23 protein-coding genes and 4 tRNA genes are annotated in these 24,097 nt (G+C 48.3%); 10 read left to right on the top strand and 17 right to left on the bottom strand.

What is annotated here, in order from left to right:
• The first annotated feature begins 50 nt into the window (after window positions 1-50).
• Entirely contained in the window at window positions 51-842 is a 792-nt protein-coding gene (locus ACNI23_RS11775; RefSeq protein WP_420248903.1) for a 4Fe-4S binding protein, read from the top strand.
• A 177-nt stretch (window positions 843-1,019) separates the two neighbouring features.
• Window positions 1,020-1,412, top strand: coding sequence for a DUF3574 domain-containing protein (locus ACNI23_RS11770; RefSeq protein WP_420248901.1), 393 nt, complete (start codon window positions 1,020-1,022; stop codon window positions 1,410-1,412).
• 89 nt (window positions 1,413-1,501) lie between these two features.
• Here the strand turns inward: ACNI23_RS11770 and ACNI23_RS11765 are convergent, their stop codons facing one another.
• The 7 genes from ACNI23_RS11765 to pnuC all read right to left on the bottom strand — a co-directional run bounded on the left by ACNI23_RS11765 (window position 1,502) and on the right by pnuC (window position 8,520).
• Complete coding sequence (locus tag ACNI23_RS11765; protein ID WP_420248899.1) at window positions 1,502-2,545, bottom strand: ABC transporter ATP-binding protein; 1,044 nt, start codon at window positions 2,543-2,545, stop codon at window positions 1,502-1,504.
• Between the two features lie 12 nt (window positions 2,546-2,557).
• Complete coding sequence (locus ACNI23_RS11760) at window positions 2,558-3,520, bottom strand: ABC transporter ATP-binding protein (protein ID WP_420248898.1); 963 nt, start codon at window positions 3,518-3,520, stop codon at window positions 2,558-2,560.
• Complete coding sequence (locus ACNI23_RS11755) at window positions 3,517-4,455, bottom strand: ABC transporter permease (protein ID WP_420248896.1); 939 nt, start codon at window positions 4,453-4,455, stop codon at window positions 3,517-3,519. Before ACNI23_RS11755 ends, ACNI23_RS11760 begins: the two co-directional genes overlap by 4 nt.
• A gap of 11 nt (window positions 4,456-4,466) precedes the next feature.
• Window positions 4,467-5,441 carry an ABC transporter permease gene (locus tag ACNI23_RS11750; protein WP_420248895.1) on the bottom strand — a complete coding sequence of 325 codons (975 nt, stop codon included), beginning with the start codon at window positions 5,439-5,441 and terminating at the stop codon, window positions 4,467-4,469.
• Between the two features lie 71 nt (window positions 5,442-5,512).
• Entirely contained in the window at window positions 5,513-7,084 is a 1,572-nt protein-coding gene (locus ACNI23_RS11745; RefSeq protein WP_420248893.1) for an ABC transporter substrate-binding protein, read from the bottom strand.
• A gap of 303 nt (window positions 7,085-7,387) precedes the next feature.
• Window positions 7,388-7,912 (bottom strand): AAA family ATPase, encoded by a 525-nt coding sequence (locus tag ACNI23_RS11740; protein ID WP_420248892.1) that lies wholly within the window; start codon window positions 7,910-7,912, stop codon window positions 7,388-7,390.
• A complete protein-coding gene (pnuC, locus tag ACNI23_RS11735) occupies window positions 7,900-8,520 on the bottom strand; it encodes a nicotinamide riboside transporter PnuC (RefSeq protein ID WP_420248891.1) in 621 nt (206 codons plus the stop codon). The genes ACNI23_RS11740 and pnuC overlap by 13 nt, the downstream gene beginning before the upstream one ends.
• Before the next feature lie 178 nt (window positions 8,521-8,698).
• Here pnuC and ACNI23_RS11730 point away from each other — a divergent pair, with 178 nt between their 5' ends.
• On the top strand, window positions 8,699-9,391 hold the full coding sequence (locus ACNI23_RS11730; protein ID WP_420248889.1) for an aspartate/glutamate racemase family protein: 693 nt from the start codon (window positions 8,699-8,701) through the stop codon (window positions 9,389-9,391).
• A gap of 37 nt (window positions 9,392-9,428) precedes the next feature.
• Here the strand turns inward: ACNI23_RS11730 and ACNI23_RS11725 are convergent, their stop codons facing one another.
• On the bottom strand, window positions 9,429-10,043 hold the full coding sequence (locus ACNI23_RS11725; RefSeq protein ID WP_420248888.1) for a LysE family translocator: 615 nt from the start codon (window positions 10,041-10,043) through the stop codon (window positions 9,429-9,431).
• A 127-nt stretch (window positions 10,044-10,170) separates the two neighbouring features.
• On the opposite strand from ACNI23_RS11725, the gene ACNI23_RS11720 reads away from it, so the two are divergent.
• Both ACNI23_RS11720 and ACNI23_RS11715 read left to right on the top strand, forming a co-directional pair.
• Window positions 10,171-11,343, top strand: coding sequence for an MFS transporter (locus tag ACNI23_RS11720; RefSeq protein WP_420248886.1), 1,173 nt, complete (start codon window positions 10,171-10,173; stop codon window positions 11,341-11,343).
• 71 nt (window positions 11,344-11,414) lie between these two features.
• Window positions 11,415-11,855: a nucleoside deaminase gene (locus ACNI23_RS11715; RefSeq protein ID WP_420248884.1), complete on the top strand. Its 441-nt coding sequence runs from the start codon at window positions 11,415-11,417 to the stop codon at window positions 11,853-11,855.
• 68 nt (window positions 11,856-11,923) lie between these two features.
• On the opposite strand, the gene ACNI23_RS11710 is transcribed toward ACNI23_RS11715, so the two are convergent.
• The 6 genes from ACNI23_RS11710 to ACNI23_RS11685 form a co-directional block, all read right to left on the bottom strand.
• Window positions 11,924-12,649, bottom strand: coding sequence for a substrate-binding periplasmic protein (locus ACNI23_RS11710; protein WP_420248882.1), 726 nt, complete (start codon window positions 12,647-12,649; stop codon window positions 11,924-11,926).
• A 189-nt stretch (window positions 12,650-12,838) separates the two neighbouring features.
• Window positions 12,839-12,914, bottom strand: a tRNA-Thr gene (locus tag ACNI23_RS11705).
• Window positions 12,915-13,076: 162 nt separating this feature from the next.
• Window positions 13,077-13,153 (bottom strand) — tRNA-Pro (locus ACNI23_RS11700).
• A 228-nt stretch (window positions 13,154-13,381) separates the two neighbouring features.
• Window positions 13,382-13,457: transfer RNA gene (locus ACNI23_RS11695), tRNA-Thr, on the bottom strand.
• 164 nt (window positions 13,458-13,621) lie between these two features.
• Window positions 13,622-13,698, bottom strand: a tRNA-Pro gene (locus ACNI23_RS11690).
• Between the two features lie 424 nt (window positions 13,699-14,122).
• Window positions 14,123-15,310 (bottom strand): hypothetical protein, encoded by a 1,188-nt coding sequence (locus tag ACNI23_RS11685; protein ID WP_420248880.1) that lies wholly within the window; start codon window positions 15,308-15,310, stop codon window positions 14,123-14,125.
• Between the two features lie 240 nt (window positions 15,311-15,550).
• Here ACNI23_RS11685 and ACNI23_RS11680 point away from each other — a divergent pair, with 240 nt between their 5' ends.
• Window positions 15,551-16,129 (top strand): EF-hand domain-containing protein, encoded by a 579-nt coding sequence (locus ACNI23_RS11680; RefSeq protein ID WP_420248879.1) that lies wholly within the window; start codon window positions 15,551-15,553, stop codon window positions 16,127-16,129.
• Between the two features lie 125 nt (window positions 16,130-16,254).
• Here ACNI23_RS11680 and ACNI23_RS11675 read toward each other — a convergent pair whose 3' ends face one another.
• Window positions 16,255-17,409: an iron-containing alcohol dehydrogenase gene (locus tag ACNI23_RS11675; protein WP_420248877.1), complete on the bottom strand. Its 1,155-nt coding sequence runs from the start codon at window positions 17,407-17,409 to the stop codon at window positions 16,255-16,257.
• 240 nt (window positions 17,410-17,649) lie between these two features.
• On the opposite strand from ACNI23_RS11675, the gene ACNI23_RS11670 reads away from it, so the two are divergent.
• From ACNI23_RS11670 to ACNI23_RS11660, 3 genes are all read left to right on the top strand, one after another.
• Window positions 17,650-18,906: a glycerophosphodiester phosphodiesterase family protein gene (locus ACNI23_RS11670; protein WP_420248876.1), complete on the top strand. Its 1,257-nt coding sequence runs from the start codon at window positions 17,650-17,652 to the stop codon at window positions 18,904-18,906.
• Window positions 18,907-19,092: 186 nt separating this feature from the next.
• Window positions 19,093-19,659 (top strand): DsbA family oxidoreductase, encoded by a 567-nt coding sequence (locus tag ACNI23_RS11665; protein ID WP_420250568.1) that lies wholly within the window; start codon window positions 19,093-19,095, stop codon window positions 19,657-19,659.
• Window positions 19,660-19,775: 116 nt separating this feature from the next.
• Complete coding sequence (locus ACNI23_RS11660) at window positions 19,776-20,885, top strand: metal-dependent phosphohydrolase (RefSeq protein ID WP_420248874.1); 1,110 nt, start codon at window positions 19,776-19,778, stop codon at window positions 20,883-20,885.
• 82 nt (window positions 20,886-20,967) lie between these two features.
• Here the strand turns inward: ACNI23_RS11660 and ACNI23_RS11655 are convergent, their stop codons facing one another.
• Window positions 20,968-21,279, bottom strand: a complete 312-nt coding sequence (locus tag ACNI23_RS11655; protein WP_041721960.1) for a TIGR03905 family TSCPD domain-containing protein — start codon at window positions 21,277-21,279, stop codon at window positions 20,968-20,970.
• 231 nt (window positions 21,280-21,510) lie between these two features.
• Here ACNI23_RS11655 and ACNI23_RS11650 point away from each other — a divergent pair, with 231 nt between their 5' ends.
• Window positions 21,511-22,860 (top strand): radical SAM/SPASM family putative metalloenzyme maturase, encoded by a 1,350-nt coding sequence (locus tag ACNI23_RS11650; protein ID WP_420248872.1) that lies wholly within the window; start codon window positions 21,511-21,513, stop codon window positions 22,858-22,860.
• Between the two features lie 58 nt (window positions 22,861-22,918).
• Here the strand turns inward: ACNI23_RS11650 and ACNI23_RS11645 are convergent, their stop codons facing one another.
• Window positions 22,919-23,746, bottom strand: a complete 828-nt coding sequence (locus ACNI23_RS11645; protein WP_490722701.1) for a DeoR/GlpR family DNA-binding transcription regulator — start codon at window positions 23,744-23,746, stop codon at window positions 22,919-22,921.
• Window positions 23,747-24,097: the final 351 nt, after the last annotated feature.

The raw sequence follows: 24,097 nt of genomic DNA, 5'->3' as shown, positions 1-24,097 counted from the left end.
TAAAGTCACTTGGCGGATGTCTTACTTAGTAATTTGTTATGGAGTTTTTTATGTCCTGCAAGAAATTAAAGTTGGTTTGTTTTTCTCCCACACGGACCACCCGCCGTATTCTGGATGCCATTGCCGAAGGTGTTGGTGCTGAGCATTCGGAGGTAGTTGATGTTACCCGTGCGGACCGTGTGCCCGAAACTTGCGACTGTGTTGATAATGATCTGGTGATAATCGGTGCTCCGGTCTACGGCGGCCGCATTCCGCAAACTGCCGTGGAGCGTTTTAAGGCATTAAAGTCCTGTGGCAGTCCTGTAGTTCCAGTGGTTGTTTACGGTAACCGTGCTTATGAAGATGCGCTCATTGAGCTTGCTGATATTGCCGTAGAAGCCGGATTCAAGACTCTTGCCGGAGCTGCGTTTATTGGTGAACATTCTTTCTCCAATGAGAAGACTCCCATCGCGGTCAGCCGTCCTGACGAAGATGATCTGGGCAAAGCCCGTGAGTTCGGAAAATCCCTCGCCGCGAAGCTTGCTGACGGTTCTCTCTTCGCTGAAGATGTAGAGATTCCCGGTGATCGTCCTTACAAGGAACGCTCACCCAAGGCTTCAGCTGCTCCCATCTCCAACGAGGACTGCCAGCTTTGCGGAGCTTGTGAAAGAGTTTGTCCCACAGCGGCAATTTCTGTTGGATCATTGGTGGAAACCGATACGGAGAAGTGTATTTTCTGCTGCGCTTGCGTTAAGGCCTGTGCTTTCGAAGCGCGCAAGCTGGAAGTACCGCGCCTGCTGGAAGTGTCCCAGTGGCTGGCTGATAATTTCAGTGAGCGTCGTGAACCTGAAGTATTTATATAGCTAGTGCTATTTAGGCCTCCGGCGGGTCTGCGACGCTTTGTTTTGATGCGCTATCGCGCTTAGTGTTGATCGCATTTCGCCTCCGGCGGGCAGAAGGGCTAAGCCCCTCTGCACTCCCTAGTTGGTGTGAGAGTCTTTTTGTTGAAGTATTGTCGTAGACTTGGAGGAGTATTTCTTATGCGCAATTCTGTGCGAATTCTGGCTGTTGTAGTTTTGTTGTTGGCTTTTGGCTTGTCCGGCTGTGCAACGAGCAAATGGAACCGTTATGAGCTTTATATGGGCCAGAGTTATGGCGAAGGCAAACAACGGGTCACAGCTAAAGAATGGCAGGGCTTTTTAAATACGGAAGTCAGCCCCAAATTCAAGGACGGCTATACAGTCTATGATGCTTATGGATTCTGGTCGGGCAAGATGTTTACTTACTCTGAAAGAAGTAAGGTGCTCATGATCGTCTCAGAAGACAAGGACGCCGAGCAGCGCGTGGATGAAATCGCCAAGGCCTACAAAGATGAGTTTAAGCAAGACTCTGTTTTGAAGATTGTCAGCCCGGTCAAGGTTGAATTTAATTAGTCTTAATTCTGGTTAGTTAATAATAAGAAACTCCCCCGTAACCTAAGGTTACGGGGGAGTTCTTTCTTCTATATCTATCAAATCAAACCCTACATACTGATCCACTCGTCCTGCTTCGGAGTCTCCTGCTTCAAATCAGCAAGATGGCAGCATGTACGGTGTCCGGGGCTGAGTTCCTTGTCCTGCGGGGCTTTTTCACGGCAGATGTCCATGGCATGGGCGCAGCGCGGGTGGAAGTGGCAGCCTTTAGGCGGATCGAGTGGGGAGGGGATTTCGCCTTTGAGCGGGGCAAAGTCCACATCGCGTTTGTCCAGTCTGGGAACCTCGTTGAGCAGGGCCTGAGTGTAAGGATGGAACGGATTGCTGAAAAGCTGTTCCACTGTTCCGACCTCAACAACGCGACCGAGGTACATAACCGCGATCCTGTCTGAGATGTGTTCGACCACGCCTAAGTCGTGGCTGATGAACAGGCAGGTCAGGTTCAGGTCTTTGCGCAGTTCCATGAACAGGTTCAGAATCTGGGCCTGAATGGATACGTCCAGTGCTGCTACGGATTCATCGCAGATCAGACATTCAGGTTGCATGGCCATAGCCCTTGCAATTCCGATTCTCTGACGCTGACCACCGGAGAACTGGTGCGGGTAGCGATCCTTGTAGCTGGGGTCGAGGCCGCAGCGAAGCATGACATCGGAGAGATACTTGTCGAATCCGGCCTTATCGGTCAGCCCGTGGTAGAGCGGTGCTTCGCCGATGATCTGCTTGACCCTTTTGCGCGGGTTAAGCGAGGCAAAGGGGTCCTGAAAGATCATCTGTACGTTGCGCGCGTAGTCCATGTGTTCCTTGGAATTCATGTCATTGACATTCTGGCCCTTGTAGAAAATATCTCCGTCGGATTGATTCAGAATTTCGCAAAGCATGCGGCCCAGTGTGGATTTACCGCAACCGGATTCGCCCACCAAACCCAGAACTTCACCGGGCATGATGTCGAGGTTGACGCTGTCCACTGCCTGAACGCGCTCTTCGCGCAGTTTTGAGCCCAGTTTCTGGGCAATCTTACCTGCGAAGTCGAGTTTTTTAACAAACACCCGGCTCAGGTTTCTACAGCTCAAGAAAGGTGTATTTTTATCTGACATATATTTGATCCTCTACAAAGGATGATGGCAGCGTACAACGCGTCCGTTTTCTTTTTCGGTCCGCTCCGGTGCGACCATGCACTGGTCATCAGCATAGGGGCAGCGCATCCTGAATGAGCAGCCTTCGGGGATATTGATCAGCGAAGGAGTCATGCCCGGAATCTGGAACAGCGGCTCGCCGCGTTTGTTGCGGCTGGGCACTGATCCGATCAGACCGTGGGTGTACGGATGCATGGGATGGTCGAGGATTTCCTCAACATTACCCTGTTCGATGATCCGCCCGGCATACATTACCGCCACCTTGTGGGCCAGACCTGCTACTACGGTCAGATCGTGGGTTATCCATATCAGAGCCATTCCGGTTTTGCGGCAGAGGGTCTGCATTTCGGAAAGAATCTGCCCCTGAATGGTTACGTCCAGTGCGGTTGTCGGTTCATCGGCAATGATCAGATCCGGCTTGTTGATCAGTCCGATTGCGATGGCAACGCGCTGGCGCATACCGCCGGAGAACTGGTGCGGGTAAGCCTTGATCCGTTCCTCAGGTGAAGGGATACCCACCATGGCAAGGGCCTCGATGGAACGGCGTCGCGCTTCATCTTTGGATACCTTTTCGTGGGCGGTAATGGCTTCCATCATCTGGGTGTCGATGCGCAGAACCGGATTAAGGGTCATCATGGGGTCCTGAAAGATCATGGAGACCTTAGCACCCCTGAATTTACGCCACTCTTCTTCTGATTGGCCGATAATTTCCTGTCCTCTGTATTTGATGGAACCGCCGGCAATTTCGCCCGGAGGGTCCACAAGGCCCATAATCGAGAAGCCTGTTACGGACTTACCGGAACCGGATTCACCAACAATACCGACAATCTCGCCCTTATCGATGTCCAAACTGATGTCATCGACGGCCCTGGCGATTCCGGCACGGGTGTAAAAGTAGGTCTTAAGATTTTGTATGCTGAGAATGTTTTCACTCATTTTTTCAACCTCGGGTTCAGAACGTCACGCAAGCGGTCACCAACAAGGTTGATGGATACGATGAGGACAAGCAGGGCCACACCGGGGTAGAAGCTGATCCAGTAATAACCTGATTGCAGGTACTTGAAACCGTTGGCAATGAGCAGGCCCAGCGAGGGCTGGGTGATGGGCATACCCAGACCAAGGAAGGAGAGGGTTGCCTCTAGGGCGATGGCTCCTGCGACCTTAACGGTGGAGATAACGATCAGCTCCGGTGTACAGTTGGGCAGCACATGCCCGAACATGATCCTGTTCTGGGGCAGGGCAAGGCATTTGGCAGCTTCCACGTATTCCTTCTTGCGCTCCACCAGCACGTTACTGCGTATGGCGCGGGCATAGTAAGCCCACTGGACAATGACCAGCGAGAGGATTATCTTATCAACCCCCTTGCCTAGTATCGCCAGTAATATCAGAGCGACCAGAATCGCCGGGAAGCTTAGCTGCAGGTCGACCACTCGCATGATGAACGAGTCCGTGCGACCGCCGATGAATGATGCCCAGAGACCGATGACGGACCCGATTACAAGCGCGATGATTGTACTAACTACACCTACACCGAGGCTGATGCGCAGGCCGTAAAGGATGGCGCTGAGCATATCGCGGCCCTGACTGTCTGTTCCCAGCCAGTAGGTCACGGATTCGTCCATGGATTTTTCACCCGGTTCGAGCTTGGAATCCATGATGTCGATGGTCATCAGGTCGTACGGGTTCTGCGGAGAAATGTACGGAGCCATCAGCGCGACAACCACCATCAGGGTCAGGATGATCAGCCCGATGGTCGCGGTCTTGCTCTCAAAGTATTCTTTCAATGATTGCAGGAGCAGGGATTCGTCTTTTTCCGGGGTAGTCTCGGCTGCGGACATTTCCGGCTGCTGCGTCTGTTGTGTTTCTGCCATAGCGAAATCTCCTAATTCTGGTCGCCCAAGCGGACTCGGGGGTCCAGAATGGAGTAGATAATATCAACGATGAGGTTGATGATGATAAACATGGTCACGGTGATGAGCAGGTAAGCAACGATAACCGGACGGTCGAGAACTCCGATGGAGTCGATGACCAGCTTACCCATACCGGGCCAAGAGAAAATAGTCTCGGTAACAACCGCAAAAGCGATCAGTCCGCCGAACTCCATACCAAGAACGGTAACAACCGGGATCATGATGTTCTTCATGACGTGCAGCCCGATAATGCGGGTATTGGTAAGTCCTTTGGCGCGGGCGAACTTAACGTAATCCATCTGGATGTTTTCCTGCACTCCGGCACGGCTGAGCCTGATGGCCAGCGAGGTTTTGAATAGTGCGAGGTTCATGGCCGGAAGAATCAGGTGGCGTATGCCGTCCCAAGTGAGAAAACTGACCGGAACCCCCAGTAGCTCAACCGTTTCTCCGCGTCCTCCCGAGGGCAGCCAGCCCAGATAAACCGAGAAGATAATAATGAACATCAGCCCGACCCAGAATGTTGGTAGACTGAAGCCCAGTATGGAGAAACGCATGATACTTCGCCCGAGTAGAGTATCCGATTTAATACCGGCGATCATACCCAGCGGGATGCCGAAAAATACGGCCATGAGCATAGCGGTTACGGCCAGCTCCATGGTTGCGGGCATACGCTGCATGATCAGTTTAAGAGCGGGTTCGTTGTATACAAAAGAGTTCCCGAGATCGCCTTGCACAGCATCTGTGAGAAAGCGCAAGTATTGTTCGGGCAGGGGCTTATCCAGGCCGAGTTCCTTGATTGCGCGATCCTTTTCAGCGGGGGTAGCATCAGGGGCGATAAGAATATCGATCGGGTTACCGATACAGTATACGCCGCTGAAGACCAGTACAGACATGACCAGCAGTACGGCGATGGATTGTGAAATTCTTCGAATCAAAAATGCGAGCATGAAATTTTGCTCCAGTTGAAAAAGGGGCGCACAAAGTACGCCCCTTTTGATTAATCAGTTATGCAGGCGATTTATTTAACGACTTTGATCTCGCGGGGGAGGGTGTAGCCGTCAGTACGCCCGTTGTATTCAATACCTTTTCTGGAACCCCAAACGTTAACCTGATAGTGGATGGGGATAATACCCAGATCGCCGATACCCATTTCGGTAGCCTTGATGATCAGCTCGTTGTGCTTTTCAGGATCAACGGTGACCAGAGCTTTTTCGATGGTGGCATCGAGTTCAGGGTTGGAGTAGCGACCGCGGTTGGAAGAACCGAAGCCTTTCTCTTTGTCATAGGTGTGCAGCAGAGCACCAACGCAGTTGGACTGTTCGCCGGTATCAGTTGCCCAGCCTACGAGCATGAAGCTGAACTCAAGGGCGGAAGCGCGACCGAAGTATACACTCTTAGGCATGGTGTTAACTTCTGTTTTGATGCCGATTTTGGTCAGCATCTGAGCAATGGCCTGAGCGATGTCAGCATCGTTTACGTAACGGTCGTTGGGACCGTGGATAACCAGTTTGAAACCTTCGGGGTAGCCGGCATCTGCGAGCAGAGCCTTAGCGCCTTTCGGATCGTATTCTTCAGGCTTGAGGCGTTTGCTGGTGCCTTCGTATCCATCGGGAACCATCTGGCTTGCGGGTACTGCAAGGCCGTCCATGATGCGACCGGCGATAGCACGGCGGTTGATGGCTTTGGAGATAGCCTTACGTACACGGAAATCTTTCAGGGGGTTCTTGATCTTTTCGCCGTTGTTACCGGTAACAGTGGGGGAATCATCACGGTCGGTATCAAGGTGCAGGTAGATCAGACGGGTGGAGGGAGATTCGGAAAGAGTGACCTTTTTGTTCTCAGCCAGACCGTCAACATCTGCCGGGGGTACGAAGTTGATCAGGTCAACATCGCCGGATTTCAGAGCTGCAACACGGGTACCGTCGTTGGTGATGGGGCGAACAATGATTTCTTCCCAAGGCATTTTTTTGCCCCAGTAGTTATCGTTGCGCTTGTAGATGATTTTGTCACCGCGTTCCCACTTAACCAGAGAGTAGGGGCCGGTACCGATGCAGGCTTTACCTGAGTTGAAATCTTCGGTGGTAGCGCCTTCAGCATTCTTCTTGGAGATGATGGGGAAAGCCGCCATCTGACGGGGAAGAAGCGGAGCAGGTGCTTCGGTGATGAAACGGATGGTGTAGGGATCAACTATGTCCATCTTCTGGATGTTGGAAACAAATCCGGTGAAGGAAGAAGGGCTGTTGGGTACGTTGGGGATGCGTTCAATGGTGAATTTTACATCTTCAGCAGTGAACGGGGACCCGTCGTGAAATTTGACGCCTTTGCGGAGTTTGAATTCCCATACGTTGTCGGAAACGGGGGTCCAGGATGTAGCCAGACCCGGCTCAAGTTTCTGTTTGTTGTCCTGACGGATCAGTTTGTCAAACACATACAGAGCCTGCTCGTTGTTGGCGTTAACGTTGTGAAAATGGGGATCGAGAGAGGTGGGTTCACCTTTCAGGCCGAGGGTCAGTTTTTCTGCATGGGCCATGGTTGCTCCAAAGGCAAAGCAAGCCACGATAGCAAGAACAATCAATAGTTTCTGGCGCATTCAATACTCCTTGTTTCTCATTCTTATAAAACCTGACTTACCTTACATATTTCTCGCTCAAGATCAAGGTTTTGCTCATTGTAGGATTGATGAATACGCAAATATGAGTATGGGAAATTGATGGTTTTGTTATGTGCCGGGATTGCTTTTGATCATTCAATCAATATTGGGTGTTTTGTCTAGCAGAATAGGTTGGTTGTGATTGGTATAACGATTGGGTGTTTGCTTCTTATGAATCTGTTTATCATTTGAAAGATGCATTCAATATTAATTTTTTTAAGATTGTAAAGTGAAGTGACAACGTTATTTTGCTGATGCAGCAAGGGCTTCATCAATGAGTTCTATGGATTTAACTGTTCGTTGCGTCAGCGGACCGCTTACTATCTGAAAAGGGATGTTGCGGGAATTCAATTCACTTATGAACAGGTTCTGCATGTATTCCCGTTCTTCGGGCATATCTCTCTGTCCGTCAGCCTGCCATTGAACATCAATGTCGCAGAGCAGGTAAATACTCCGGTGCAGTTCCTTGAGCCTGTCTTCAAGCCAAGAAGGACATTCCCCGAAGTAGTGCTTGGCGTAGACGATGGATGAAATGATGTCCGTATCGCAGATAAGCGGGTTGTAACCCCTGTCCGCCGCATCTGTCTCATACTGCAATTGCCCCTGAGCAATAGGAATAACGTCATCTACGGTCAGGATGCCTTTTTTCAGAGTGAAGTATTCCCTAAGGTATTCGGGCACGAATTCCACTTTGTAATGCTCAGCCAATTTGGCGGCTAGAGAAGATTTTCCAGTGCATTCGGACCCCGTGAGTACTACGCGGAGCATTCACATTCCTGGTCGGCGCGGTAGGATTTGAGCCAGCTGATGAAACCGAGCACAGCCATGGCGGTATAGACTCCCATCAGTCCGCTGTATCCGACCCAGCCCTTGGCGTAGTATATGCCGATATACATGACATCGGCAGTGATCCAGAGCAGCCAGTTTTCCATGTATTTTTTGGCAAGTAGATATTGGGCGATGAGGGAAAGTACGGTGGTTAATGCGTCCCACCACGGAAAGGATGCCTCAAGATAGTTTTCCATGAGATATCCGGTAGGGATGAACGCAGCCAGCCCGATAATGGTCAGGCGGATGGCTAGTTTGCGGTCCACGCTCTGGACCTTGAGCGGAGTGTTGTCCGTACCGCCGCGCAGCCATTGGTACCAGCCGTAGAAGCCAAGAACCACATAGACGAATTGCAGGAAGGCATCGGAATAAAGTTTGCCTTGGAAAACAATAAACATCCAGATACCGACGCTGACAATGCCGAAAGGCCAGCAGAGCGGATTCTGGCGTACGCTCAGCAATATATAGATAAGTCCGGTGGCGATGGAGAGTTGTTCTCCGAGGCTCATGGCAGTAATGAAATTAATTATGAAGTTGATGAGTTCCATGTGGTTCCTGCAATAAAGTCGTTGATTGAGTTATGTTTAGTTCGCCAATGTTATCAGTTTCCGGGATAAAGTCCATTTTTTGGAGATCTGTGCTGATGATATTTAAGTTTGTTGTGTGTTTTTAGGTACAGATTAATTTGGTATACGGTGCTGGAAGTTTGAATCCAAGGAGGATTTTATGAAAACTCTCGGAATTCTCGGCGGTATGAGCTGGGAATCAACAATATCATATTACAAGCTGCTCAATGAAGGTGTGCGCGGGAAACTGGGCGGTCTGCACTCCTGTCGCATGGTCATGCATAGCGTTGATTTTGCTCCTTTTGCAGAGCAGATGGGAAGCAGTGATTGGGAAAGCATCACCGCCGGTTTGGTGAAGGGCGCTAAAAGCGTTGAGGCCGGAGGAGCCGATGCCCTGATCATTGCCACCAATACCATGCACAAGGCTGCTCCTGAAGTTCAGGCAGCGGTTAATATCCCGCTATTGCACATGGCTGATGCCATTGCCGCAGGAGCGGAAAAGAGCAGAGCTTCCAAGCTTGGTCTGCTGGGGACGGCTTTTACAATGGAGCAGGATTTTCTGTCCCGTCCGCTTAAAGAGAAATACGGTCTGGATGTTATTGTGCCGGATTGTGATGGGCGGTCTATGGTTCACCGCACTATATTTGATGAACTCTGCTGTGGAAAGTTTATGGATAATACCAGAGAAGGGTACGTAAAGATTATCGAAGAAATGGCCGCGCAGGGTGCCGAAGCAATTGTACTCGGCTGTACCGAGATCGGATTGCTGGTAAAGCCTGAAGATGTTTCCGTGCCGTTAATTGATACGGTTGAGGCGCATGTTGATCTGGCTTTGGGTTATGTGTTGAAATAAAAAAACGGGGTGTATTGTACACCCCTTTTTTTATTGATTATTCAGTAGCAACAGCCACCCCGGAACCGATCAATACCGATCCGGCACAGCGGTTGGCGATTTTCCATATTTTAGGGCTGCGGATGGCTGCACGACTGTGATCACCCAGCCATGCGTAGCTCAACACTACCGTCAGTACTGTGGTGATGACCGCACAAGTCACGATAATCACATCACTTGCTGTCAGGGTCTGCAAATCCATGAACCCCGGCAAGAATCCACAATAGAAGGCGATCAGCTTGGGGTTGCCAAGCGAGACACACAGTCCGGCAAGGTAGGTCTTACCGAACCCTTTTTCTGTGGGCAGATTAGAACCATTCTCAGCAGGCGGGGCTGCCCTCCAGTTTTTGATTCCCAGATATATCAGATAGGCCGCACCAATCCATTTCAGGACCAGAAATCCGGTACCCAGTTTCTGGGCGATAAATCCCATGCCGAAAATTGCCATGAGCAGGTAACAGAGATCTCCACTGACAACTCCGAGACAGTATAGGGCTGTTGATTTGAAACCGCGTGAAACCGACTGGGCGATGATGGACATGACCCCCGGTCCGGGAATCAGCGCAAAAATTAAAACCGCAAATATTAGTGCTATTGTGGAAGTTACAGTCATTTCTTTACTCCATACTTGAGGTCTACGATTACTCTTCGCTCTCTATGCGGTCCAGCAATTTATGCGTTGGCAGTGTAGGCAGAGTCGTCTATTACAGGAGAATCAACCCCTTAACCGGAATCAGTGCATGTCTGAAAAGCAGTCTCTTCCTCTTCTTGAATTTATCACCTTATGCAGTCTTGTCTTCATGGCAGTCTGCAACAACTCCGTATATTACAGCCTGAATGTTTATTTGCAGCAACTTGGATTCACCAAGAGCTTGGCAGGCTTGTTGATAAGCGTTTATTCCCTGTCCGGTATGTTCATGTACGCAGCAGTCAGTAACCGCATCACTGCAGAAAATGCGTATAGATTCATGTTTAAAGGCATGGTCATGGTTTGTCTGTGCGGCTGTGGATATTTATATATTCAAGGTTTTTGGCCGCTTTTGCTGTTACGCATAGGGCAGGGGGTGGGGCTTTTTATGGTACTTGCGCCGTGTGTGGCTATTCTTGTTTCCATGGTCAGTCAGGATAATGTCGGCTCGGCGTTCAGTCTTTATTCCACGGCTCTGCTGCTGCCATATGCTGTTATGCCCCATGTCTCGGAGCAGGTCGGTCCTCTGGTAGACGGTCCGGCTTGGATTTATGCCGGAACAGCCGGACTGATTCCTGTGGCTTTTTTGCTGACTTTGTTTCTCCGCTTTCGTACTTCAAGGATGAAAAAACAGGGGCAGAGTACGGGAGAAGTTCTCTCTGCCAGAGAGTCATATGCCAATCTTCTGCGTTTGAAGATATTCTCTGTACTGATGGTTAATGGCGTTTATTTTATGATTTTTAACGGGCTGTTCTTTCTTTTTCAGGATTTTGCCCATTCAAGGGGAATTTATCAGGCCGGATATTTCTTTTCATTGCAGATGGGCGTTATGATCGCCATTCGTCTTTTCGGCGGTAACTTGTTTGATCGCTTTTCCAAGCGCGGATTGATTGTTACCGCCTTTGCATTCACCGCCGGGGGCTTTGTGCTGCTTAACGGACTGCATGATGAATCCATGCTTCTACCCATAGCTGTTGTATTTGGGATAGGCATGGGCTTAAGCGCTCCGGCCCTTAATTCGCTGATGTTTGTGGTCAGTGAGCCTCGTTTTCGAAGTTTTAATGTGAATATGATGATGTTTACCGTACATATGGGGTCTTTTCTAGGACCGCTGATCGGCGGTATTGCCGTGGATTCAATGGGCTACAGCGGATTTCTCTGGATTGCAGCAGTTGGGACCGCCGTAACAGCTTTGGCGTTTTTTCTTTTGGGGCGGGTGAAATGATTTAGGGCTGGCTGAAATTTGAAAAGATGGATACTCTGAAAGATAACAATGTGTTAACTCGGGAGGAATATATGTCTGATATGAAGTTCATGGAAGAGGCGTACAAGCTGGCAAAGAAAAGTTTCGATGAAGGCGGGTTGCCTATTGGATCGGTGTTGGTCCGCGACGGGGAAATTATCGGTAGCGGACATAACCAGCGGGTTCAAAAAGGTGATCCCATTGCTCATGGGGAAATGGACTGTATTCGTAATGCCGGACGTCAGAAGACATATAAAGATACGACTATCTACACCACTTTATCGCCCTGTATGATGTGTTCGGGCACAATAGTGCAATTCGGTATTTCCCGTGTTGTGATTGGGGAAAATCGTAATTTCGGCGGCAATGAAGAATTTCTTGAATCCAGAGGTGTAAGGGTTGATATTCTGGACCACCCCAAATGCATTGAGCTTATGGAGAGGCTCAAGGCCGAGAAACCTTCGCTTTGGGCGGAGGATATCGGAGAGGATTAGTTTTTGAAAAAATAGTATAAAAAGCAAAACTCCCTACTTTAGAAATAAGGCAGGGAGCTTTTTGTTTTTTATTGATAAAGAAAACCTGTCGTTTCTAAGACTATTTTGTCGTATGTTCCGTCTTTTTTCATCTCTTTTATGGCTTTAGCCAGAGGTGTGACTAAGTCTTCGTGTTTTTTGTGGAGGTATAGGTACATAGCTTGGCTTGCCAATGGTGGCTCCAGATGGTGAACATGTGTACAGTTCAACTCTTTTATCCATTCATGTCCGAGAATTTTCGAGTAAAGGGCAACATCGATTCTTTCTTTATGCAGCATCAAAAAAAGCTGGTCAGCATTCATTACTCGTGTAATGCGTGGAAATCCTTCGGTGTTTCTCTCTAGTATTTTCCAGCCTTTTACTATCCCGATTCTGAGGGGGCGCAGACTCTCCCAGTCTGAAATAATAATGTCTTTTGTCGCGAAAGCTACAAAGAGCATTATCATGTTCGCCTCGGGAACCTGAATCAGGTTGGGAAAATCCTTTTCCATGCCTGCTACACGATTTATTTCACCATCAAACATACCGCCATTGACGGCTATCAGTGACCGTTCGTTGGGAGTAAATACGATTCTGGCTTTTTTGCCGATTCGTCGAAAAGCTTCTTTGATAACCTGATCCAGCATCCCTGTTCCTTCTGGCGTTGACAGTAAGGTTTTGTAGGATGTGGAAATACGAATTGTGTCTTCGTCAGCAAAAGCATATGTGCTGTTTAAACAGCAAGCGATCAGAAAAGTGACAATTATATGCTTCATTTAACTCTCGTCAGGCTTGTTTATTTAAAAGAGGATGAATGTAAAATACATCTATTTTTGAAGGATGCCTAATATTAAGAAGTCTGTCAAAAGAAGGCGTTCGGTGGGCTGGCTGCTGATGGCGTTGTTTGACTCTTCAAAATGCAAAAAGCCCTGCTTTATTTCTAAAGCAGGGCTTTTAAATTGCTGTGGAGCTTCCGAGCAGGATTGAACTGCTGACCTCGTCCTTACCAAGGACGCGCTCTACCGACTGAGCCACGGAAGCACCTTATATGGTGGCTTTCTTTAGCGATAATGTCTTGTAGACACGCTCAACCGCTATGCGGGAGCTTCGTCGAAAGCCTTAGGTGACTATTTCATTTCCTGGGTTGTCAAAAGAAAGGGTCGCAGTCGTTAAGGCTACGACCCTTGGGGTCTCTTTTTGACGTGGTCGGGATGAGAGGATTTGAACCTCCGACCCCTTGAACCCCATTCAAGTGCGCTCCCAGGCTGCGCTACATCCCGACGTCACGAAGAGTGGTTCTATAGAAAAGTGTCGGACATGTCAACAAGTTGAAATGCCTATAGGAGATTATTTTTGTATTATGTTAAGTGACTTAAAATCATGTAGAGGTTGAAAGCGGGGCAGATCTAATTTCAAGTGGGGAATAGTGAAAAACAATTAGGTTTTTTCTGTACGGATAAAAGCAAAAAGCCCTGCTTTATTTCTAAAGCAGGGCTTTTAATTTGCTGTGGAGCTTCCGAGCAGGATTGAACTGCTGACCTCGTCCTTACCAAGGACGCGCTCTACCGACTGAGCCACGGAAGCACCTTTATATGGTGGCTTTCTTTGGCGATAATGTCTTGTAGACACGCTCAACCGCGTTAGCAGGAGCTTCGTCGAAAGCCTTAGGTGACTATTTTATTTACTGAGTTGTCAAAAGAAAGGGTCGCAGTCGTTAAGGCTACGACCCTTGGGGTCTCTTTTTGACGTGGTCGGGATGAGAGGATTTGAACCTCCGACCCCTTGAACCCCATTCAAGTGCGCTCCCAGGCTGCGCTACATCCCGACGTCACGAAGAGAGGTTCTATGGAAATGTGCCGGACATGTCAACAGGTTTTTTGAAAAAAAATTAAAAGTTAAATTTATCAAAAAAACCGAGTCATTATGCGTCTCTTACGTGTTGCCATCTAATGATCAGATTTCACTGTTGAGTCTCGCAGCAAGTATAATAAATAGTATAAAAAAGGGCGAAGCATCTGCTTCGCCCTTTTGGGATTTCAGGGATTAAGCTTTAAACGGTAGGGGGCTGTGGGGGCAGGGATTTTCCACATTTACTGCATTTTATTGTTTTATCTTTGTCTTTAATGCTGATGATGTTGATATTGCCGCATTGCGAGCATTTACGTTTGCGTTTAAAGGCCGCCATAAGACTCGAATATATGCCCCACATGTTAGTCCTGCATTTCTGCCGGTTAAAGGGTCTATCTTGATTAATGCCATTCACATCTCCAGCCAGCGTATCCACCTTCTGCGAACATCCGGATTTTATAAAAGCCGGGGCTGACAGTGATATGTTCGGACATGCCTACAACCCTTTCTTCCACTACTTGTCCGTCTTTGGTCAAGATTTTTACACGATATCTTTGTTTGCCCTGCTTGTAAGGATCAGTAAAACGCAGGGTAGTTCCAGATACGGTGCTCAGTTCCCACTCACCTCTGGAATCGGAGGTTCCTGCCTTGAGGCTGCCGTGTGCCAGACGCCAGCTTGCCGCGAGATTGCCCCGTATTCTTCTGGCGAAATTCATTTTGGGAATAGGCTGCTGGGGTGTTTCCACCTGTTGTGCAGGAGGTGATACCGGGTGGGAAGGTCCGGAGATCCTTGTTCCCCAGACCCGGTTTCCTACTTGGTTCTTACCGTCGACCCTGCTGCCGTCTGCAGATATGGTAAGGTCATCCACCCACTTGCCGTTGCTCCAGATTACTCTAATCCTGCCACGTGCCGGATCGACGCATTCCCAGCGGTTACCATTTCCGGGCATGCGTCCGTCTGCATAGAATTCTGCTTGCGATCCGGTAAACCACTTCCATTTACCGGCAAATTTATCACATGCGTTTCCTGATCCTCCATATGGAGGAGCACTGTAGGGAGTGCTCCCGCCTGCGCTGTTAGGCGGGGAGAAACGAAGGCTGTTAATACTCTGGTAGACAAGGTTCTGATATTGATGGGCGAGGGATTCGGCAAAGACTCCGATAGCCACGACAGCACCACCGTTGGCATAGGTGAAGATTGCGTATGCGTGCAGCCTGTTGCCATTGTAATGTGAACTGTACTCCCGGAAAATTGCCGGGTGATTATCCTGCATCACATTGCGGCTGGAAATTCTGTTCTGGAAATACGCTCCTCCGCGTTGGAGTATTCCCTGTTCCATTCCGTCGGCAATAGCATTCAGGCCTGGGTTGTTGCCTGCAGCAGCGTATACTTCAATGAAAGCATTGCGGTCCGGCGATACTACCTGCTTTTTTAGGTCTTCGGACAGGCCTTGGGTGTTGTGCGTCCAGTCGGTGGGTGTCTGTATCCAGAAGTCGTAATCATCATAAGCATTAGCGGGCTGGGCATGGCAAAGTAAAAAGAACGCTGCCAGCAGAATGAAAATTAATGAACGTTTTTGGATATGCATAGTTTCCCTCCGGCTGAAAATTAGGATTTAGACCTAAACAGATTATAACATGGAGCAGGAGTTTTTGAAAACAAATATGCGATTGGAATAGCTGGGTGGTGGTTATGGCAGCCTGTAAATAAAAATATATTTTAAGTTAATATTCCTTAATATGATCCGGTCCCGTTGTTGCTGCATCCCCGGTCAGACAGTGGAACAGGCAAATATTGCCTTTCTCAATTAATGATCAGGAGGATAATTATGAGCATCTCCGGTATAGGCAGTTCGTCAGTAAACGGTCTGTTTTCAGGTCAGATGAACCAGATGAAGCGTCCTGAGGATTTTGATTCCTCGGAAGATTTTGTCAGCTCCATTATTGATGATCAGGACAGTGACGGTAATGGGCAATTAAGTTCGTCCGAAGCTGGTTTTTTAGGTGAAATTTTTACTGAGATTGATTCTGACGGTGACGGTTCTCTTTCACAGGAAGAAATGGTTGCCGATCTTGAAAGCAGACAGCAGCAGAAAGCCATGATGGGCCAGATGTCTGTTTCCGGCAGTACTGCGGAAAGTTCATCCAGTGAAGATTCCGAAGAGGAATACGATGAATATGATTTCAATCAGGACGGCGTGGTAACTCTGGATGAATTGCAGAAGGCTTTTGCTAATGGTGACACTTCATTAGCAGGGGTAGTTGGTCAAGATTCCCAAGTGAACCAGCAAAACTCGGAAGAAGGCGGGCAGTCCGGTCAGTCTATACTCCAGCGTATGGCAATGAATGCCTACCAGCAGCAGAGTGCAACAACTTCCGCCAGTGAATTGCTCGGTGTAAGCGCATAGGTTTCAGCATCATGCTTAAGGCTGTGAAAGGATTTGCGGCCCGACGTATCGATTCAAAGTAAGGAAATATGTCGTGAACATGGATGTAGAAAAAGGCTTACCTGAGAGTAGGTAAGCCTTTTCCATTAAAGTGCGTTAGCTAGAATTTCCAGCAATTCATCTTCAGTAAGTTCGATGGGATTGCCTTTCATGCTGCTGGCCCGTGCGGCCTTGGCTGCAAGTGATTTGAAATCTTTTTCCTGAACTCCGATTTCTCCCAGTCCGGGGATTTTCATTTCAGCGCAGATATTATTAACCCATTCAATACCATCCGCAGCCTGAGCCTCGTTGCTCCCAGTCAGGATTTGCGCAACTTCAGTGTAGGCTGGCAGGGCAGGATTTTGCGGATCACGTTCCTTTAATGCGCGAATGTTCATTTCCATAACATAGGGCAGAAGTGCGGCGCATACGGCTCCGTGCGGGGCCTTGAATTCTCCTCCCAGCGGGGCTGCGAATCCATGTACTGCGCCAAGCTTGGCATTGGCGAGGGTGATGCCGGAAAACAGGCTTGCCAGAGCCATGCCCGTGCGGGCTTCCATATCCTGCCCGTTTTTGTAGGCGGGCAGCATTGAACGTGCCCCGTGTTTCAATCCTTCGCGGCAGAGTGCATTGGTTAATGGGGCGGCGTGTTTTGAAACAAATGATTCCATGAGCTGGGTCAGGGCATCCAGACCTGTGGCGGCAGTTACTGCCGGGGGAGCGGAAACGGTCAGCATAGGGTCGACTACTGCGATATCCGCGATCATGTCCGTTGAGCGCAGGCTGACTTTGACCTTCTGCTCGGCGCAGAGCAGTACCGCGTTGGTGGTTACTTCCGAACCAGTTCCCGAGGTTGTCGGTGCGGCAATCAGCGGCAGGGGCTTTTCAGTCAGAGGTAGTCCCTTGCCGACTACTTCCAGGTAATCGAATACGTCCCGTTTGTTAGGAATCAGTGCTGCGATGGCTTTACCTGCGTCCAGCACGCTTCCACCGCCAACAGCTACCACCATGTCGCAATTTTTTTCGCGGGCTTCTGCTACATGGCCGGCAATCAGTTCCGTGTCCGGTTCTCCGGCAATGGAAACAATGTGCAGAGATAAGCCTTTTTTCTTCAATCCATCAATAAGCCATTGAATTCTTTGCGGAGATTTTCCGGTTACAAGGCAGGCAGTATTGCCCTTGGCTGCTGCGTGTTCCGGAATAGAACGGGCAGTGTCCGGTCCGAATACGATTTTGGGTGCGGTGGAAAATTGAAAGTTCATACCTCATAATAACACCACTCATTATAGGCGGCAATTTCTTTTCATGTATGAAAATTACGCATCGAAAAATATAAGTATGTTTAGTTTTGTTTTCGTTAATGAAAAATGTTGAAATGAGATTATAACAATGTTAACGCGTTTGTAACTTTCATGAATTAATGTTGTTTTAATGAGTATGTAGGCTTTTAAGATTGAGGAAGATTTTGCCCTAGTAATATGAAATACATTCAGGAGTGAACAATGTCTTTTCGTAAATTAGCTAATTATGCGCTTATGGCTGGTATGGCCGGACTTATGCTTGTCGGGTCCGGTTGTGCTGCAAAGAACAGCGGAATTCAGGTCGGCCCGCGTCCTTACTATCTTGTTAATGATCTGGACGAGGGTAAATTGAAAACTGAGCTGAAAAAGGATCAGGATGCACCTTTGCAGCGCACTGATTTTTCTATCGGTCATCGCGGAGCATGCATGCAGTTTCCCGAGCACACTAAAGAATCATACGAAGCTGCGGCCCGTATGGGAGCAGGGATTTGCGAGTGTGATGTAACCTTCACTAAGGACCGTGAACTGGTCTGCCGCCATTCGCAGTGTGACCTTGCAACAACCACTAATATTCTGCTTATTCCCGAACTGGCCGCCAAATGTACCCAGCCTTTTCAACCCGCTGAGTACGATGCAGACGGAAAGATGATTAAGCCTGCCTCAGCCAAATGCTGTACCAGCGATATTACTCTTGCTGAGTTTAAGCAGCTTCAGGGTAAGATGGATGCTTCCAATCCTAAAGCCCGTACAGTTGCAGAATTTCTTGATGCCACTCCCAGTTGGAGAACCGACCGCTATTCCGGCACTGGAACTGTCATGACCCACGCCGAAAGTATTGATCTTTTTAAAAAGCTGGGCATGAAGATGACCCCTGAGCTGAAAGAGCCCAGCGTCGCCATGCCTTTTCAGCGTGACTATACTCAGCAGCAGTACGCACAGCAGATGATTGATGAGTACAAGGCTGCCGGTGTTGATCCGAAAAATGTATTTGCCCAGTCCTTTAATCTTGATGACGTTAAGTACTGGCTCAAGAACGATCCTGCTTTCGGTAAGCAGGCTGTCTTCCTTGATGACCGTTACGATGACAAGGGCTTTGATTACCAGAACCCCGCCTCATGGTCTCCGTCCATGCAAGAGCTGGTTGCCGATGGTGTAAGGATTATAGCTCCTCCGTTGTGGATGCTGGTAACAGTTGAAAACGGCAAGATGGTTCCCTCTGTCTATGCCAAGGAAGCCAGGGCCGCAGGATTGGACATTATTGCATGGTCGTTTGAACGGTCCGGTCTGCTTAAGAATGGTGGTGGGTGGTACTACCAGTCTATAAATGACATCGTTACAAAGGATGCAGATACTCTGGTTCTGCTGAACGTTCTTGCTGAAGATGTGGGCGTAATCGGTGTATTCTCCGACTGGCCCGGCACGGTTACTTATTTCGCCAATAAGAAAGGTCTTAAGTAGTTTTTGATAAATATAGCCTGAATTGAAAGGACGTCCCTCGGGGCGTCCTTTTATTTTTAACTCATCCAAAAAGCTGATTGCTCTCCGCTATGACTCTGGTAAATTCTAATTATACAATTTATGGAGGCTTTCATGAAGACGATTAAAGTGACCATATTCTCAGATTATATTTGACCCTATTGCTACATCGGCAAAGGTATTGTCGAAAAATTGCAGCAGGAATTCGCCAAAGAACTGATCATCGATGATGAGTGGCTGCCCTATGAGATTCATCCCGATACTCCTATTGAAGGAGTGCGCCTTGATGAATACTTTCCGGGCATGAATACCGCCCTGTTTTTTGAGGAGATTAATCAGCGTGCAAAACGTTACGATCTATTCTTCGGCCCGCAGGAAGTGATGAGTAACTCCCGGCTTGCGCTTATGGGCGGGGAGTTTGCCAAGGAACATGGACGTTACCATCAATACCATGAAGAAGTGTTCAAAGCTTTTTTCGCTAAGTGCAAAAACATCGGTGATATGGACGTTCTGCTGGATGCTGCGCGTGAGTCAGGTCTTGATGAATCCGCTTTCCGGGAAGCATTGGAGCAGGGTGTGTACTTAGCCAAGTTGGAGAAAACCACTCAGCTGGCCCGTGATAAATGGGTCAATGCCGCTCCGACTTTCGTAATAGAAGGGCATGGCAATGTGACCGGAGCCGCATCCATGGACAGTTTCCGGGAAATTTTTGCCAAGCTAAGCAACAAGCATTAATATTGAAACAATGTTGTAATCAAAACGGGGTCTTGTCGTAATTTATCTGTCAAAAATATCGCGCATATATTCCATGTCCGAGGAGAGGACTAATCAAGTATACAAGGAGTTATACTATGGAAAGACGCGAATTTTTGAAAATGGGTATTGTCGCCGGGGCCGCTGTCGCTGTTTCTGCAATACCTGCAATGGCAGAAGCTTCCTATACTGAGTTTACAATAAATGAATGCATGGAACTTACTCCGCAGCAGATGGCTGAAAATTCCGGTGCTGTAATGGAGTCATGGAAGTATATTCAGAGACAGGCCGGGAGCATCAAGAATCCCAAGCTGCGTAAACAAGTGCAGGAAATTATAGCCAATCCTGCTCCCAAGCTTATGAGTGTTGTCTCCGGCCGTAAAAAGAAAACTTACCGGGAACTTGAAAAGAACGGTTGGCTTGAGGATGTTTCTTACGATGCCTTCCTGCCCGAAAACGGTTCTTCCAATAAAGCCAACCAGCCATTCTACACCGCTCCCGGAAGCGGATACACCAGCCACCACAGCTATCCCGGTGGACTCGCCACTCATACAGCCCTGAACGTTGAGATGTCTTTGGCTCTCTACGACAACTACGCGAAGATTTACGGTTTCAATCTTGACCGCGATGTGGTTGTTGCTGCCCAGGTTCTGCATGACCTTCATAAACCGTGGGTTTTTCAGTGGCAGAAAGACGGTTCCAGCCGTAATGAGAACAAACTGGCCGGAACAGGCGAGCATCATGTTTTAGGTGTTGCTGAATCGATTGTGCGCGGATTACCAGCCGAAGTCTGTGTTGCACAGGCATGCGCCCATAACCATCCGGGTTTTACCAAGGACGAAGAAGGTCCGGTCCGCTGGTTAAAGGCCGCAGCTGTCATTGCTGATGTAGATCCGGTCAAGTACGGCCTGCTTGCTGCTGACGGTAAGACTCTTCCTTTGCAGCGCAGTGTGGAGGCATTTGTCACTCATCTCGGCGACCATGACTGGGTGCTGACTGTTCCTGCAGCCAAATGGCTTATTCCGGCTATGGAAGAAATCGCCATGCAGGATTACGGTATGAACAAGGCTGATCTCAAATCAGCTAAGTTCTATGCTTTTCGCAATACTGTCTTCAGTCAGGCCACCATCATGACTCTTTATCACCTGATGCAGAAGGACGGAAAGGAAGCCCTGCGCAAGCAGGTTCATGCCATCGTCAAAGCTTAATTTTACGTCTATAAACGCTGAATGAAAAAGGCGGTTGTCGATAATCGACAACCGCCTTTTCTTCGTGACAATGAAAATCGTCTTAACTTTCCATATATTCGTGCAGGGCTTTGCAAAGCTGATCAGCACAGGAAGTGTTTTTCTTGCCGCAGGTGATACCTTCAAGGGTCTCAATGATCTTGGGAAGTTCCATGCCTTCCACAAGGGCGGAGATGGCCTTGAGGTTGCCGTCGCAACCGCCGGTGAAATTTACATAGGTAAGTTTGTCACCTTCCACTTTATAGCGGATCAGTTTAGCACAGACGCCTTTAGGGGTGAAAACATGGGTGTCCGCAGGTGCTTCAACTCCGCCGAGGGGAGTGAACATGGTCGGTTGAAGTGAGATGTTTTCCATTTCGTCCTCTGAATTTGATTAAAGTCATATCCGCTGCAGGATGCTGCGGGTAAAGTTGAATTGATTGTGCTGAAGGTTTTTCATCATGAAAATACGGGTCAGGTCAAGGGGCTTTTAAGCTTGATTTGCCGCCTCTGCTTTGACTTTTGCGACTTATTATGGAATTTCTTAGCTTTGCTGTTTGGCAAAAAAAGAAAATTAAAATGAACCTAATATATAAGGGTGAGTGGTATGCTGAAAAGAATTGCTGACGGTCCTTTAAAATTATTTCCTGCATCTTTTCGTAATCATCCTGCACAGCTTCAGGTGGAAGTAACCACTCGCTGCAATATGAACTGCTCCATGTGTGTGAAATATGCACCCGAAAGCGATATTTCCGAAACGGATTTGAGCTTTGAATATTTCAAGAAACTCGGACCGGCTCTGGAGCATTGCGAGAAGCTGGTCCTGAACGGGATCGGTGAACCCCTATTGCATCCTGATCTGGCCGCAATGGCAGCATTTGCCCGTGAACGCATGCCGAAACATGGTTCTATCGGTTTTCAAACCAATGGACTGCTCTTTACAGATCAGCGTGCCCGAGAACTGGTGAACGCCGGAGTAGATACCTTTTGTGTCTCAGTTGATTCACTGGATTCGTCTGCAACGCAAGGGGAGCTGCACGGGCAGTCCAGCACAGATCGTCTGGCACGCACCTTTTCGCTTCTGAGACAGGCTGCGCAGGAGAGCGGGAAAAAAATAAGTTTGGGCGCGGAGTTCGTGCTTATGGCAGATACATATAAGCAGTTGCCCGATGTTATCCGCTGGGCAGCGGGGCAGGGGGTGGAATTCATCCTTTGTTCTCATGTACTTGCTTACCATAAGTCGATGCAGGAACAATCCTTGTTCAACCCCAACACTCCCGCAGCGATTGATATTTTTGACAAGTGGAAAGCTATTGCCCATGAGCGCGGACAGGATTTGCAGAACTATTTTGATTTTGTTTGGACTCCCGGACGGAATATGAAGCGGGAGCAGCTTTTCGATCTGATTCGTGAAATGCGCGCTGAAGCTGAGAGCCGCGATGTCTGGATTAATTTGCGCAGCCTTGCAGATTGGGATCAGCGCAATCAGACAGAAGATTTTCGGAAGTTGAGGGAAGTGTATACCTGTTCGGAAAAGTTGGCCGAAGAGCTGGGAGTGGAATTGCGCTTGCCGCCCCTTATGGCTGAAAACGAATTGCGATGTTCGTTTATCGAAGATGGAGTTTCGTTTATCACCTCAAAAGGTGAAGTCTCGCCGTGCCAGTTTCTCTGGCACAGTTGCACCTGTTTTCTGGATGGGAGTGAAAAGCTGCTCCGGCAAAAGCAATTCGGAAATATTGCTGACATTGATATTGCCGAAATCTGGAGCTCTCTACCTTATAAGGTCTTCCGTGCCGAGGTCCTTGAATACGAATATCCCTATTGCTCCAACTGTCCCATGGTCCCCTGTGACGATATTATCGGGCGCAGCAACGATTTTGAGCTCGATTGTCTGGGCGTGGAAGTGCCTTGCGGACATTGTCCGTGGGCTATGGGTGGCCTCCAATGCCTGATGTGATCATTTTTTTTGAAAATGAACTTAAATGAAAAAGGCGGCTTGTGTAAGCCGCCTTTTTTTATTCTTCGCTTTCGGGATCCCGTTCAGTGACGTAGAGTTCCACTTCTTTGCTTTTCATAAGGTCGCAGAAAACTTGCGGTGGGCGCTTATCGGTGAATATTGCGTCGATTTCACCTAGGTCGGCGATGCGGACCATAGCGTTACGGTTGAACTTTGTGTGGTCGGTGACCAGAAAGATGTTGCGAGCATTGTTAATGATTTCGCGGGCCACTCGGACTTCGTGATAATCGTAGTCGAGCAGGGTGCCGTCTTCATCAATGCCGGAAACACCGATAATGCCGTAATCCACTTTGAATTGTTTGATGAATTCAACTGTGGCTTCTCCGGTAATTCCCTTGTCACGCTGGCGGACCATACCTCCGGCCACGATTACTTCGCAGTCGTTGTTGCTCATGGTTTGAGCAACGTTGAGGTTGTTGGTGATGATGCGTAGCGATTTGTGGTTGGAAAGGGCTTTGGCTACTTCCTCGGTGGTTGTTCCGATATTAATGAACATGGAAGCATGTTCAGGAATATGTTTGGCAACCATTTCTGCAATGAGCCGTTTCTCTTGATGCAGAATATTTCTGCGTGCACTGTAATCAACATTTTCAACACTGGAAGCTCTGCCTGCCCCGCCATGAAAGCGTTGCAGCAGGTTGTTTTTACAGAGTTTGTTGATATCACGCCTGATTGTCTGGGGAGTTACTTCAAAATGTTGTGCAAGGGACTCAATGGGAGTGAAGCCTCTTTCATTTACAATGTTAAAGATTTCCCGTTGTCTTTTGGATAATGATTCGAGGTTGAACTTCATGCCTTTCTGTTTTCTTTTTTGTCTTTCAGTCAAACCGACCGCTCCTTCCTTTCGCCACCGAACAATTTTATTTATATAATGAGAGACTTCGGTATTTTTGGTTCTTTTTCTACCCAAGGGTATTCATTTCATGTAAAATGAAAATTGATCGCTAATAAGTTTTCTTTAGCAGCACTCGCGCCCACAAGCAAGGTAAACCACTTCCTTTTATTGAAGTTGAGATTGCTACAGTGATCATTTGCCTTTTATAAACGAAAAAAAGGTAATCTGAAAGATATTAAATGGTTTTGGTTGCTGATTTTGATGAGCAGGTGTTCTTTTTTGATTCGCTGATCGAAATTGTATTTTAAGGCGTAAGGTGTGGGTTTTATTTTCTTTTTATAT

This window comes from Maridesulfovibrio pacificus (SeqCode), from assembly GCF_048612815.1.
Classification (GTDB): Bacteria; Desulfobacterota; Desulfovibrionia; order Desulfovibrionales; family Desulfovibrionaceae; genus Maridesulfovibrio; species Maridesulfovibrio pacificus.
Note: the sequence above shows the minus strand (reverse complement) of the source record. Positions and strands in the feature narration are given on the sequence as shown.